Source organism: Streptomyces sp. NPDC004838, assembly GCF_053600955.1.
Window position 1 is genome coordinate 1 of record NZ_JBSGAW010000061.1, and the last position, 13329, is coordinate 13329.

Annotated in this window: 12 protein-coding genes and 2 pseudogenes; 3 read left to right on the plus strand and 11 right to left on the minus strand. The window is 70.5% G+C overall.

Translation table 11 applies throughout. The features are described from left to right. Positions 1-70 precede the first annotated feature (70 nt). The 9 genes and pseudogenes from ACWEFL_RS35540 to ACWEFL_RS35580 all read right to left on the minus strand — a co-directional run. Positions 71-937: a DUF3800 domain-containing protein gene (locus tag ACWEFL_RS35540; protein ID WP_451721142.1), complete on the minus strand. Its 867-nt coding sequence runs from the start codon at positions 935-937 to the stop codon at positions 71-73. Positions 938-1730: 793 nt separating this feature from the next. Continuing rightward, positions 1731-2012, minus strand: a complete 282-nt coding sequence (locus ACWEFL_RS35545; RefSeq protein ID WP_451721144.1) for a hypothetical protein — start codon at positions 2010-2012, stop codon at positions 1731-1733. Further along, positions 2009-2956 (minus strand): hypothetical protein, encoded by a 948-nt coding sequence (locus ACWEFL_RS35550; protein WP_451721146.1) that lies wholly within the window; start codon positions 2954-2956, stop codon positions 2009-2011. The genes ACWEFL_RS35545 and ACWEFL_RS35550 overlap by 4 nt, the downstream gene beginning before the upstream one ends. 148 nt (positions 2957-3104) lie before the next feature. Then, a complete protein-coding gene (locus tag ACWEFL_RS35555; protein WP_451721148.1) occupies positions 3105-3596 on the minus strand; it encodes a hypothetical protein in 492 nt (163 codons plus the stop codon). Then, the gene (locus ACWEFL_RS35560; RefSeq protein WP_451721150.1) at positions 3593-5719 is read right to left on the minus strand and encodes a hypothetical protein; all 2127 of its coding nucleotides are present in this window, start codon (positions 5717-5719) and stop codon (positions 3593-3595) included. Before ACWEFL_RS35560 ends, ACWEFL_RS35555 begins: the two co-directional genes overlap by 4 nt. A gap of 591 nt (positions 5720-6310) precedes the next feature. Next, positions 6311-6463, minus strand: a pseudogene (locus ACWEFL_RS35565) (IS5/IS1182 family transposase); the annotation flags it as partial. Between the two features lie 57 nt (positions 6464-6520). Next, positions 6521-6820, minus strand: coding sequence for a hypothetical protein (locus tag ACWEFL_RS35570; RefSeq protein WP_451721152.1), 300 nt, complete (start codon positions 6818-6820; stop codon positions 6521-6523). 159 nt (positions 6821-6979) lie between these two features. Beyond that, complete coding sequence (locus ACWEFL_RS35575; protein ID WP_451721163.1) at positions 6980-9043, minus strand: tetratricopeptide repeat protein; 2064 nt, start codon at positions 9041-9043, stop codon at positions 6980-6982. A gap of 99 nt (positions 9044-9142) precedes the next feature. Beyond that, positions 9143-9334: pseudogene (locus tag ACWEFL_RS35580) on the minus strand (helix-turn-helix domain-containing protein); the annotation flags it as partial. A 124-nt stretch (positions 9335-9458) separates the two neighbouring features. Between ACWEFL_RS35580 and ACWEFL_RS35585 the strand changes: the two are divergent. The 3 genes from ACWEFL_RS35585 (at position 9459) to ACWEFL_RS35595 (ending at position 10612) form a co-directional block, all read left to right on the plus strand. Further along, positions 9459-9671, plus strand: a complete 213-nt coding sequence (locus ACWEFL_RS35585; RefSeq protein ID WP_451721154.1) for a hypothetical protein — start codon at positions 9459-9461, stop codon at positions 9669-9671. 126 nt (positions 9672-9797) lie between these two features. Further along, entirely contained in the window at positions 9798-10178 is a 381-nt protein-coding gene (locus ACWEFL_RS35590; protein ID WP_451721155.1) for a hypothetical protein, read from the plus strand. Beyond that, the gene (locus tag ACWEFL_RS35595) at positions 10175-10612 is read left to right on the plus strand and encodes a MarR family winged helix-turn-helix transcriptional regulator (protein ID WP_451721157.1); all 438 of its coding nucleotides are present in this window, start codon (positions 10175-10177) and stop codon (positions 10610-10612) included. The genes ACWEFL_RS35590 and ACWEFL_RS35595 overlap by 4 nt, the downstream gene beginning before the upstream one ends. Before the next feature lie 795 nt (positions 10613-11407). Here ACWEFL_RS35595 and ACWEFL_RS35600 read toward each other — a convergent pair. Both ACWEFL_RS35600 and ACWEFL_RS35605 read right to left on the minus strand, forming a co-directional pair. Beyond that, the gene (locus ACWEFL_RS35600) at positions 11408-12565 is read right to left on the minus strand and encodes a helix-turn-helix domain-containing protein (protein WP_451721159.1); all 1158 of its coding nucleotides are present in this window, start codon (positions 12563-12565) and stop codon (positions 11408-11410) included. Between the two features lie 12 nt (positions 12566-12577). Then, a complete protein-coding gene (locus tag ACWEFL_RS35605) occupies positions 12578-12862 on the minus strand; it encodes a hypothetical protein (protein ID WP_451721161.1) in 285 nt (94 codons plus the stop codon). Between the last annotated feature and the right edge of the window lie 467 nt (positions 12863-13329).

Sequence of the window (13329 nt, forward strand, 5' to 3'; positions counted from 1 at the left end):
CCTTGAACGCCTTCGACATCACCTTCGACGGCCGCCTCTCCGCAGCCCGCCAGTAACCCCAACCACCTCGTTACACCATTCGATTGACAGACCCGGTGCTGTCCGCGAAGTCGATCTGTACGGCCGGGAGCGGGTCGTTGAAGCGGCCGGGGCGGGCGAGGTCCGGGAGAAGATGCACCATGCGCAGAAGTGTCGCGTTCCGGTCGATCACCTTTGAAGTGTCATGGACGAGACGGAACCGCCCGACACCTTCACCGAAGCTGGTGCAGAGGCAGTACAGCGCCGGTACCGCCGGGTCGAGGATGTCGCGCTGTTCGCCGGTCGCGAGGTCGGCGGCGGTCTCGTCGGCCACTTCCCGGCAGTATTCCAGCAGCTCGATCCATCCGGCGAAGTCCGTGTGCTCCTCCGGGATCGACGCCTTGTAGGCGGCTATGGCGGTGAAGAAGTCGTCGGTCGCCACCCGCTGACGCACCCAGTCGACGAAGACCTGGAGCATCTGGTGAAAGGCCGCAGCGTCGCCGAGGACTGGGCCGGCCATGCGCAGCAACTCAGCCAAGGCCAGACCGCCCTGGTCCTCATACAGGTTGAGACCGTCCGCATCGGCCAGCGGCTCCACCAGAACGTCGACCAGCTTAGTGACCACCATGAACCGCTTGTCCATCAGATAACTGCGAACGCTTCCTTCGGGCATGCTCTCAAAGGCCCGCCTCAAAGCCCTCCGGCCTCCCGACGACCGGGCGAGAGAACCGTACTTAGGCTCACCCTGGGTGGAAGGAAGTTGGGACCGGACCTCATCTACGATCGACGCGGCCAGCTCATCGGGCAGATGCACCCCAGCCAGCGTGAACACCGGCTGATGGGGATCGAGAAGGTTTTGCCCGGAGTTCGAGGATTCGTCGGCGTAGATAACAGGGAGCAGGTCGGAGGGAGTATTCACGCTCGGAGCATGCCGGGCAGACGGGCGGACGGCAACCAGAATTGCCTTCCCAAGCCCGTTCCGCCGTTGCCGGTGCCTCCTCGGACATCGACCAGAACTACGCCTGGCGTCAGGCTCAGCCCATGCGTGTGCGGTGGTGGACCAGTTGCATGCCGAGGACGAGCAGTAGCCTGCCGACCTGGTCGATCTGTTCTTGGAGGGGTCACGGAAGAGGTGGGCCAGTTGCCCGGCCTCGGCGGCGAGGTCACCGCGCTCGGCAAGGTAGTCGGCCGTAGGGGCACGGTGGACGGCCCGGACCCGCTTCAGCAGCGCGACGTTCGCCGTTTGCGTCCAGGGTCCAGCCCGCGAACGGTTTGTTGGAGGTGATGGTGACCTGTGGCACCGGGGTCCGGGTCACCCCCCGGCGCGGAGGAGGAACTGACCAACTCTCTCCGCCGCTCTGGCGCCCCGGTAGCCGCCGCTGCCCTGCTCGCTGTCCACCTTGACCATGCGTTCGGAGAGCACCCGGCCCCGCCCAGGCCCCAGCGGTGAATGCGGGATCCATCCTCGCCTGCGAAGTCGGCATTCCGCCCGGCCGGCGCCCGCAGCGGGAGGCCACCGGTGCCACTCGGGCAGCCGGGTGTGAGCGCCGCGCCGCCCGGGCGGGCTGAGCGGGCGCGCCTCGTTGAGGTCGAGGCCCGCGTCGTCGAGGCGACGGTCACGCGCGCCCGGTACAAGCTGGGCCGGGCGCAGCGTGGTCAAGGCCCAGCTCGCGAGCGTCAGGCCCAGGGCGGTAGGCGCGGGCGGGCCGCACTCACCCAGGCCGAGAAGGACCTCGCTGCCGTCCGGCAGCGAGGTCGGCCGGTGCGGAGGGCAGGGCACGGAGCCCGACGTCGTACGCCATCGCGCCGAGGGCGAGGACCACGAGCGGCCACACGAGGGGGGAGGCTGCTGGGACGGTGCCGTGGACCAGGGCCGCGCCGACGCTGCCGGTGCCGAGTGTCGCGGTGCAGGCCGGAATGCTGGGCAGGGCGATCCGCAGCACCACCTCCCGGCGCCGGGCCGGGCGGGCCGGGACGGGGTTGAGGGCGCTCATCGTCCGCTCACCATGCTCGTCTCGGCCTCCAGAGAGCGGCCGGTGATGCGCGCAGCGAGCCCTTTCACTTTCCGGCGGACCTGCTCGCCCCGGCGCTTCGGCTGCGCAGCACCAGCGGCCATGGCCGCTTCAGCCCAGGTGGTGACCCCGGGGGCGGCGAGGGCGAGAGTCACCGCTCGCTCGGCCGGGGAGAGGGCCTCCAGGATCTCGATCAGGCGCGGGTCATCGAAGCCGGCTTCGACTTCGGCGCCGGGGGTGATCTGTGCGGGGACCAGGTCGTACAGGGCCAGTCCGTCGCCGAGCGGGGTGTCGAGCAGCAGCAGCCGCGCCTGGTTGACCTTGTGGCGCCAGACCGGGGTGAGCTGCCGGTTGATGACCTTGGCCTCTGACTTCAGCTTCTTCAGCGCGTCAGGGGTGAGGTGACCTTGGTCGTAGAGAGGGTCCGCCCAGTTGCCGAGCAAGGCGGTGGAGACCGGCTCATTCCATCCGCTCCACAGCCCCAGCACCTCCGACCTGAAGGAGTGGATTGTGGATCCGTCGCCGGCGAGGGCGGCTTCGCGGGCGCTCAGTGCCTGGATCACGTCGGGGACCGGGATGTTCAAAGCCCGGAACCCGGACTCGATGGTCCGGTTGGCCGGGTGGCCGGCCTTGAGCACCGCCATGCCGGTGGTGGTGGTGATCATCATGGGAGAGGCGACACGGTTGAACGGCTTCGGCAGTTCGAACGTGCCGTCCACGTCGACAGCGACACTTCCGTCCTGCCGGAGGGTAACGGTATCGCCGGTGTTCTCGCTCCAGTGGGCCGGGAACAAGGCTGTGACTGCCGCGCCGGTATGCGAGTCCCAGTTGAACTGGCTGATCCGCTCCGCCAGGTCGGTGTGGACAGAGCCGTCATCCTCGACCATGGTGTGACTGGGCGTAGGCGTCGGGTCTTCGGTGGCCATGAGCGTCTCCTTGTCGGGGAAAATCCTTCTCCTCTCGGTCCCGGCACGGGCCCGATCCGACAACGCACCTCGGATCCTTTTTGTGATCTGCGTCACAATGGCCTGGGTTGCTCGGAGCTCGCGGAGCCGGTCGACAGCCCTTGAAGCGTCAGAACTGCGCCTGCTGGACGAGCCGGAAGACCAGTTCAGCAGGCGTCTGCGTGAGGTCGACGCGCGGGTGAGCGGATCCGTCCGCCGGGTTCAGCAGCCGGGCCGTCCACCCCTCGGCGACGCGGACCGCCTCCAGGGGGGTCCCCTCCGACAGCGGGAGCACGGTCAGCAGGCACCAGGAGGTCCGCCGGGACGCCCCGGCCGTGCGATGGTCGTAATGCTCGGCCAGCCGGTCGCCGACCGCACCCGGTCCCTGGCGGCACACGCTGCCCACGTACCGGCACCCGCGGCGGTTGTCCCACGCGACGTACACCGCGCAGCTCGCGGCCACCCGGCGGCGTACCACGGCCGGGCTGGCCCGGCACACCACCACCGGCGAGCCCCCGCGGCCCTGTGCGGTCGCGGGGACGGCGAGCACCGGGCCCAGCAGTCGCAGGACCGGCCGGAGCGCCTGGCCGATCGCCGCCGGCAGCGTCGGAGCCGTGCTCACGCGTCGTCCTCCTCGTCCTCGTCGACCACGAAGATCGAGGGATCGGCCGGCCCGAACTGCATGAGGATCTCTTCGAGATTGCCCAGCTGCACCCGCAGCGCCTTGACGGCCTCGAAGGCGCCGAAGACCTGGTTGCCGCGCTTCTGGCTCATACGGGCCAGAGCCCGCCCGGCCTTGGCCGCGCCCTTGATGCCCTGGTCAAGGAGCCAGCGCTGCCGCGCGTCCTCGGCCTCCGGTTGCGCCGACGTGCCGTCCGTCCTGGCCTTGGCCTCCGCGCGGTTCTTGGCGATGGTGGCCAGGGCGTGGGCCGGGTCGGCGGCGTGGACGAGGTCCCACTCGTAGTCGAGGATCTCCTGCTCGCCGGTGCCGTCGCGCACGGGATCGCCGTCGTGGACCACCATGCCGTCCACCTCGCGCTCCTGGGTGTGGAACAGTTTCGGCAGCACGGCCGGGTCGGCGGCGACGTGGGCGACGGCGATGGAGTGCAGCATCCGCAGCCCGCCGGAGGTCTTCGACAGCAGCGTCAGGAGCTTCACCGGCGTCGCCCGGAAGGGCGCCTTGTAGCTGTCGCGGTCGGTGCCCTCCTTCGAGCCGCGGTCCCGCGTGATGTACCCGTCGAGGATCGCGGCGGTCCCGCCGAGTACGGTCAGCTGCGCGACGGCGCCCTCCTCGCCGGCCAGGGCACGCTTGAGGATGTCGTCGAGCACCCCGAAGACATCGTCGCCCTTGGTCAGCTCCCACGGCTGCTTCCACACCCGGTCGGTGATCGTGCCGCCGTTGCCGAAGGCCCGCAGCGGCTGCTCGATGCCCTCCTTGCTGCGGTAGGCCGACAGCACCATGGGCGCCAGCCGCTCGCTGATCGGCTGCCGGCGGGCCTGGACCATCCCGAATTCCTGCTTGATCAGCCGGTTCATGGCGTCCGCGTGCGGTCCGGCGAGCACCGCGTGCTGGTGGACGGCGGCCGACCACAGCCGGTGCGCCGGCACCCCGAGCAGCTCGTGCATGGCCTGCGTACCCACCGTGCCCGACAGCACCCGGTGCACGTCCGGGGTGGTCAGGCCCTCGCGCAGGGCGTGCCGGTAGACCCGCTGCATGCCCTGCGTGCTCTGCGCCCCGTCCGTCCAGGGGGTGACGCGGACGTGCAGGGTGGCCAGCAGGTCGTCCCTCGCCGCCACCAGGTCCGCCAGCGGCCCACCCCCGTCCGCCTGCGCACCGACCACGACGGTGGCGGGGAAGGCCAGCGTGTGGCCCTCGCGGCGGGTCGCCTCGGTCAGCGTGGGCGCCGCCAGGTTCTTACGGGTCCGCGCCGTCAGCTCGCCCACCCGCCGCCGCGCGGCCGCCTGCTCCGCGCGGCTGCGCCCGCCGGACCGCTCCGTCGAACCGATGACGGAGGCGGTGCAGGACGAGATAGCCTTCTCGATGTCGCCGCCGGTGCGAGCCAGCCACATGCTCACCATCCGGCTGTTGCCGTCGCCCGCGACCAGGAAGGTGTCCTCGGTGCCGTCGTCGTACACGACGCGCATCACGAACAGTGTCAGAGGCTCCTTCACGCCCTGCTGGAGCACACTCGAGGTGTAGACGTTCTTGCCGTTCTGAGCCTTGTACGTCTGGCGCATGCTCTCGGCGACCGCCTTGGCCAGCGCCTTGCGATTCGGCATGTGCACCGTGAAGACCGCGAGCGGCTTGCCGGTCTTCGGATCGGTCGCGGTTTCGTACACCGGCACCACCGACGTGGACGGCGCCACGTCCATGGCCGTGTGCAGCTGGTCCGCCCACCGCTGGTTGATGAAGTCCGGCAGGAAGTCGAGGTCGAGGTAGCGGTAGTGCGGCGGGGTCGCGTACAGCATCCCGCCGACGACCGGCTTGGCCGTCAGCAGGTTGATCGGCTTACCGGCCACGAGCGCCTGCAGCCGCGCCGGGTCCACCGCACCCGCGGTGATGGCGTTCGCCGCGGCCTCGTCCAGCGAGGCGTCGGGGTTGTCGAGCAGCTCCTTACGGGTGCCGCGGAGCTTGGTCACCGGCAGCGGGTCCGCGACCGGCTCGGGGCGGCGCAGCAGGGGCGGCAGGCCATCGTCGGGCTCCTGCCCGTCCAGGCCGTCGAAGTCGTCGAACGAAGAAGTCACGATCTTGCCCTCCTGGGCATCGCGCGCAGCAGGAAATACCTGCGGGCAGGGCGTGAGCCACTCCCTCCACTGCGCGCCGTCCACAGGGGGCGGCGAGCGCCGTCACGCTCTCACCAGCGGCTCATGTCTCCGCGATGTCCCGTGCCGACCGGCGTTCCACGGTCCCAGGCGAGCTGCTGGTCAGTCGGATCCCCAGGGGACCGAACTCCCGTCGACGACGGGTGCCAGCCGCTCTTCATGCCTCAGTTCGAACCCTGCGGCATGCAGTTCCATGTAGCCAGAGCGGTGCGCAGCCGACGTCAGCAAGCCGCGTCGGCAGCATCCGATTCTACGCCCATCACCCCATAAACCAGATGGATTTCGAAAATGCACCTCACAAGTATCAAGAAAGCCTGATCAGTTCGACAAAGCCGACTCCAACGCCGGTCATGCTCTAGGCCACTTGCGGAGCCAGCCATCGGCAGGGCTGGCCAACGCGATTCCGGCAAGCGCCCTGCCAGATTCACCTGCCTGCCGCTCCCAGCGGCGGCCACGGGGCGGCCCGGGAGGCCGGGCGCGTTCACCCTAGTTCGGCCTCCGCCCGCGCGTCCCAGACCGCTCGGCAATGGTGTGGTCACGGGTCGGGACCAGGGTGCCGTCCACGATGAGCACGGTGTCCTTGGCGAACCGCTTGCGGGGCTGGAGGGCGAGCATCGGCCCGAGGTGGTTGATGATGCGGTCCGCCGCCGATGGACCTTTTCGGAACGCAGAAAAGCCCCAGCCGCGCCCTCGCGCGGAGGAGGCGGCCGGGGCCCGATAGCCTCAGCTTTCGATCAGGGCGGCCTTGACCAAGCGGTCCGCATCATCCTCGGACCATGCGCCGAAGGGGGTGTGGTCTGGGTGAGGGAGAAACGCAGGCAGCGGACGGCGGCCCTCACGGGACGGGCCGCCCTCGGTCTCGGTGTACCCGGCGACCTCCTCCAGGGCGTGCCACGCGAGCCGGACGGCCTCGTCGGGGTCCTGGGAGTGGACCCACTTCAGCGCCCGGACGATCTCCGGGTACAAGTCGCAGGCGGGCAGGTCGTCACCGGCGCGGCGGTGCGCGTCCAGGAGGTTGAACACCGGGGCGTGCCGGATCGTGGGCACGACGCCGGGCGGGAAGTCGCTTGCGGTGCAGGGTCAGTCTCGTCACGGACGGGGACGGCCGTGGGGGTCAGACGACGCCGGACCGCCCGAAGCCTGCCGGGAGACCGGCGGGAGTCGGGCTCGCAGCGCGCGCTCTCACTGGTCCATGCTTTCGTCGACCTCGTCGAAGATGCGCTGCAGGGCTTCGACAGCACGGTGGTGTCCGGCTGCCGAGAGCTTGCTGGCCACCGCCTTGACGATGAAGGCATCGCCGGTGTCGATCGCTGTACGCGCGAGGGCCGTTCCGAGGGCGATCGTGTCCGGCTGCTGCAGCCGATGCACCAGCAGGAGCCGGAGTGGCCCCACGGTGCTGCCGTGGTCCCGGGCGGTGAAAGCAAGTTCGTCGGCTTCGGCGTGTTCTCCGTGCTTCTCGGCCCGCATCATGGGGCCGGTGGTCTCGCCGGCCTCGATCGCCTCCGCGTACAGGCGGCGGGCCCCGTCGATGTCACCTTCCTGGTAGTGCAGCCGGACCAGGTCCTGGTGGCAGTCCACGAGCCCGGCGTCGATCACTTTGCGGAAGTAGATCTTGGCCTGTGTGAGATTGCCTGCCTGTTCATAGCGGTAGGCCAGCCGGGAATAGGCGTAGTTGTCCCCGCTCCCGTTCCCCGTGATCCGTTCGGTCCACGCGGCGGCCTCCTCGAACAGCCCGTTCTCGGCGAGCATGAACACCAACGCCTGCATGGCGTCGTCGTCACCGGCCTCGGCACCCTGCCGGAGCCACCGCTCGGCCTCCGTCCGCTGGCCGAGTTCCAGGTGATGGTGCCCGACGTGAGCGAAGGCATCCCGGTGCCCCTGGTCTGCGAGCTCACGCCAGACGGCCGCGGCCCGCTCGGGCTCGCCGATTTCCGTGAGGTGGCGTGCTTCCTGTCGCCGGTAGATGAAGGCGAGGAGGGCATTGCGCTGGAGTTCCCCGGACGCCCGATGCTCGTCGATCCTGGTCAGAGCGCTTTCCGCGCGTGCTCTGTCGGCCTCCTGCCCCAGCAGGTAGGCGGAGCTGCGGTCGTACAGACCGAACAGGTCCGTACCGTCTGGGACCGAAGCGGACACGCGTACCCGCCCTCGCTCGTACGCGGACCGCGCGAGGGCCCGTCGGTCCTCGTCGGTGCGGGCATGCTGCAGGGCGGCTGCCCAGAACGGCGCGGGCGGGCAGTCGTGGCGGAGTTCGTAGCGGCCGACTTCGAAGAGATAGTCGGACAGCCGGTAGAGCGGCTGGCCCGGTGGGGGAGTGCCGGGCCTGGACCGGACCAGGCTCAGCGGGCCGGGGACGCCCCGGCACGGGACGGAAAGGTACTCCAGGGCGCTCTTGAACCACCCGTGGCGAGCGTGTTCATCCCACTCGTGGTCGGAGGCGAGGGAAACCGCAGTGGCCTTCAGCGCGCGCGAGGGCAGCATCGGACCGTGGCCGAGGCGGCGCAGTTGCACCGCGGCGTTGATGAGGCACCGGGCCATCACGGTGGCGTGCTCGACGCGCTCCAGGAGTGCCGGCACGCCCGCGAGGTACTGGGTGAGCCGCCTGTCAGCGGCGACTGCGGAGGCCTCGGCGACACGCGGGTCGGCCTGTGCCGCCTCCTCAAGGGCCGCGGGATCACAGACGAACTCGTCCGGGATCCGCGCGCGGACGCCGACTCCGGTGAGCAGGGCCCGGGTCTGGGGGCAGCCATCGCGGGGCGGAGGAGCGGCAGTCAGGCGGGCCCAGTTCTCTGGGTGAGCGGTGGCGAGCACGAGGACGGGACCGCGCCCAGGCGTACGCAGCAGTTCACGCAATTCGGCAGCGACCCGCTCGCCCACGGCCGGGTCACTGGTCAGCAGATACTGCTGGATCTCGTCGAGCCAGAGCACGGTGCGCGGCCTGACCTCCGGCAGACCCGCGAGCACCGCATCGGTGTGGCTTGGCGCGATCGGATGCCACAACCGCCACTCACCCGGCAGAAGGCGGACCGCTTCCCAGCAGGCCCGGGTCTTGCCGGTGGAAGAACTACCGATCAAAGTCACCAGCGCGCTGCGCCCCTGCGCGGCGCCGAGAACCGACTCACGCAGCAGCTCATCATGTTCGCGCTCCACGTAAACCGGCAGCACGGGCAAAGCGCTGGATCCGTCATCGCCGCAGACGTCGATCGCCCGCTGGACCTCCAGGTCGAAAGGATCACGGACGTCGCGCACCAGCCACCTGGGCCACTCGCGAGCGTCACCCCGAGCCTGGCCAGCAGCCCGCCGCCGCACAGCAGCCTCGCGTAGGGCCAGTAACGGCCTCACATCTGTGCTCAACGCCCTGGCGAGGGCCACCAGCGTGGTCTCGGACGGCACCACCTTGCCGTTCAGCGCCTGGCTGACCGTTGTCCGCCCCAACCCGGCCCGCGCTTCCAGCCCACCTCTCTGCAGCCCACGCTGCGCGCTGAGCGTGCGCAGCCGTAGCCCGAGATCCGACAACGGATCTTCGTGCACTTCCCCCACGTCCTGCCTGCTCCGTCCCTCCGGCGACCGTCTTCGTTCAACTTTGTTCGACCCGAACCCCGGTGAACACCAGAACCGCGAAATTGACCGAAGTCACCACCGTCCGATCAACTCGGGAAGAAACATGACCTCACCCACCCACCTGATGCTCCTGGCCCTGCTCCTGACGGTCCTCACGCTCTTCTGCATGCTCGTAGGAGCAGCGGCCGGCCTGCTTGCCCGGATCGACGGAGCAACCTATGCCACCGCCGTGCTGCGCGGTGCCGTAGCCTTCGCCGGCAGTGCCACCCTGTCCCTGGCACTGCTGACCTTCGCGATCACGGCCGGCCGTCTCTGACGGCGCGCTTCGCCCCGGCGCCTCCGTGCTCCCGGCCGTAAGCCGCCGGCTAGTTGTTGCGGGGCAGGAGGTTGTCGTCGCGCCCACCCGACTGGAAATGTATGCGGATCGCATATAGTTCCGGGTATGGATGCAAGCCTTGAAGCAGTAATCAACGAGTTGCACACCAGCGTCAACGCTGGCGACCTGCAGCGGTCGGCGGGCGCGGTCGGTGATCCAGTCGTTGTCCTGGGGCCGAAAGGCGCGGGCCCGATCACGCCTGCGCAGTTCGCTGAGTGGGTGGAGCGTTCGGGGATCAAGCTGACCCCTCTGTCCTGGCACCCGGTCAGCGAGCGCCTGATGGTAGTCGAGGAGGACGCCACCTGGCCCGAGAGCGCAAAGCCCACGCGGGTAGCGACGGTATTCCGCGCCTCCGGCGGGAAGATCACGGCTGCGCTGAGGCTGCCAGACCTCAAGGCCGCTCTCGAGCTGGCCTACATCTGCCGCGAGCTGGCAGCGACCGAATGACAGACCAAGGCCCGGGACAGGTCCTGTTCCACTTCGTCCGACACTGGGCACGCCGATCCGTCACAGCGGACGCAGGTGGTGAGCAGGGGCGACTCGTGCTGGTCTGCGAGGCGACCCATGCGCTCAGCCAGCGCGGGGCCCCTGCAACCGTGAACGCGATCGCGGACGAGATCGGGATCGACCAGAGCGGCGCTTCACGGTTGATCAAGAGCGCCACAGAAGCCAGCTATCTGGCCATGGCGGCGTCTCCGGCCGACGGTCGACGACGCGAAGCATCACTCACCCCCGCGGGCCGGGCCATGCTCGGCCAAGCACATCGCTGGCAGGAGGACATCTTCGTTCAGCTGACCACAGGCTGGAGCGACAAGAAACGCCACGAGTTCCAACAGGCGATGACTGACCTGGTGGACCGCTCCCACGCGATGGACGCATGAGCCACGCCAACGCCCCATTGAGCATCGAAGGACGCCGCCGGCTGGTCGAGCGCTGCAAGACGCGCCCCATTGCGCACGTGGGCGGGGGTTCTGAGCGCGGGGCGGGAGAGCGGGACACCCGCCCGCACGGGGCGAAGGTCGCCTGCCGGGCGAATGGTCGGAGCTGGGCTCTCGTCGAGCAGGGAGGGTTCCCTTGAGCAAGCGCCGTGGGCGTGCCGGGCAGACCTACACCGCTACGCCCCGCCTTTCCTCGTACGATCTGGCGCCGGCCTCCGAGGTGACGGTCCGCCAGGCGGACGGCGCCACTGACACGCGGGCGGCGCGGAAGCCGAAGAAGGGCGCCCCGCCCGTCCCGGCGCCGCCGGCCAAGCGGTCCGCTCGTGTGCGCGGTGTGCGCCACCCGGTCGAGGGCGAGGCCGCCGTCAGCGCCGAGAACAGCCGGCGGGGCAGGCTCGTCCACCAACCCGGCGGCTGCGTCGAGCCGGACACCGTGCCAGTACGACGCCGACGTCCGCCGGCACGCCCGGACCCTGCTCCAGGCCGCCGTCGCCCTGCCCGCAGCCGAGCGGCCCGCCCAAGCGGAACAGCTGCGCCGGGCCTTGGTAGAAGCCGGAGAGGTGTGCCTCACCCGGACGGTGGCGGGCAGCTGACCTGCGGTTGGGGGCGCCGCTCGGTCGGCAGGGGCGAGGGGTGATCGGTGACCTCCTCGTCGGCCCGACTCCGAACGGCTTCCCGCGAGGAGGACGCACCTCGCCCGCCGGCCATGTGACGGGCTGCGTCTTCGGGGACGGTGGGTCAGGCGGGTTGGGTCTGTTGCATGCGGCGCGCACGGGCGGGGCCGTGTCCGGGAGCGGGCGGCTTGGGCAGGGCGGGCGACGGTGCGCTGCCGGTGCCGGGAGGGGCGGAGGGGTCGGTGAAGCGCTTGTACTCGACCAGGTGGATCACCCCGTCGTCGTGGAGGGTGATGGCGTCGATGCCGGTGTCGGGTGCGGTGCCGTTGCGGCGGGCCTGGGTGGTGAAGGAGTGGGTGGTCGCCAAGTGGGCGAGGCCAGCGGCGAGGACGGAGTGCCGGTCGGCGGGGGTGAGGCCGTCGAAGATTCGGGTGACAGCCTGCTGCTGGTCGCCGTGGTCCGCGGCGGCGCGCGCTTCGGGGCCGGTGGTGGCGGGGCGGAACGAGGTGAACCGGGCGGCGTCGCCGATCGGAGTGGTGGACAGATGCTCGACCCACCGGAAGCGCCCGGAAACGGGTGCGGACTGAGTCCAGTGCTTCTGCTTGTCCCACCGGCGGGGGGCGGGCGCGGGAGGGGTGGTGGCGGCCTTCGCGGCGCGCTCGGTCTGGCCGGAGGCATGGGCGCGCGTGAATGCCTCCTGCCAGGGGCGCATACGGCGGGGGTTGATGCCGCAGGCGCGCAGGAATGCTTCGCACTGGGTCCAGTTGACGGGGCCCTGGCCCTCGCGGCGGGTGATGCGCCAGGCGGTGGTCAGCGGCAGCAGCAGGGCGCCGTCGGCTTCGTCGGTGGTGGCCCGGTCCTGCACGACGCGCAGGGGCGGGGCACCGGCGCGTTCATAAGCGGCGGCGAGGGCGGCGGCGAGGTCGGCGTGGGTGCGGATGCTGGTCACGGACGGGGCCTGCAGGGTGGCGAGGATGCCGCGGTCTTCGGCGCGGGCGGCCCGCCACAGCTTCAGCGCGTCCCGCTCGTCCTCGGGGGTGGCGCCGCAGGCACGGACGTAGGCGGTGACGACGTGCTCCTGGGGCACGGTGCGGGGGGCCGCCGCGCGCTTGAGTGTGCTCGCGGAGACAGCGGTGGTGTCCTCGAGGTCGGCGGTGCGGGCGGCCAGCTCGGCGAATGTGAGGCCGCAGTGGTCCTTGAGCACGGCCAGGAGGACGACGAGCTTGGTGTGGTGAAGGCCGGCGCGGCGTACGGTGCGTCCGGCGCGGGTGGGCGAAGTCATCGCGGCGGTCTCCTACTTGGTACCGGGCTCGGTGCCCGCGGCCGCGCGGGCGGCGGCACCGAGCCCGGTGAGCAGGCGCCGGCCGCCGCCGGCGACGGCGATGGTGGCCGCGCCGATCGCGCCGCACCCGGCGAGCAGGGTGAGCACGTCGTCGACGGGCATGCCGGCCAGGGCGAGGCCGGCGCCCAGGAGAGGGAAGACGGTGATGCCGCAGATCTGCGCGGAGCCGAGCGGGCGGGCCGCGGTGCGCGCCGGCTCGGACTGGGGCGCGCTCGCGCCGGGGTGGTGCGTGGACACGACGGGGGATCCTCCCTGACAGGTGTGCCCGGGCCGCCGACCCGCGAACGGGGTCCGGCGGCTGGGCAGAGAAGTGCTACTGGCCGCAAATACCGGTGAACAGAGGACAGTTGACAGCTGTCGCCCTCCGGTGCCGAAGAGGATGTCACGCCCCGCCCCCACCCCGCTCACCCGGAAGATCCTCAAAGTGCGTAATGTCTGTTTGCTGGTCCGCAGGCGTTCCAGGGCTGCCTCAAAAGACGGTCCAGCCCCCTCCACGCCCCCGACCGCTGTAACCAGGGCGTTGTCCGCAGCACCCTGGAGACATCAGCCCGCAGGTGTTCCAGCCCGCCTTGCCCGCCGTCCGCCACGCATGGATGCTGCGCCACAACCCGGTGGTCGGTGCTGCAGCGGGCCCGGACCGACCGGCCCGGCGACGCCGTGTCGGCTGAAGGCGAGGTCCGGGCGGTGTCCGGCCGCGACCTGCA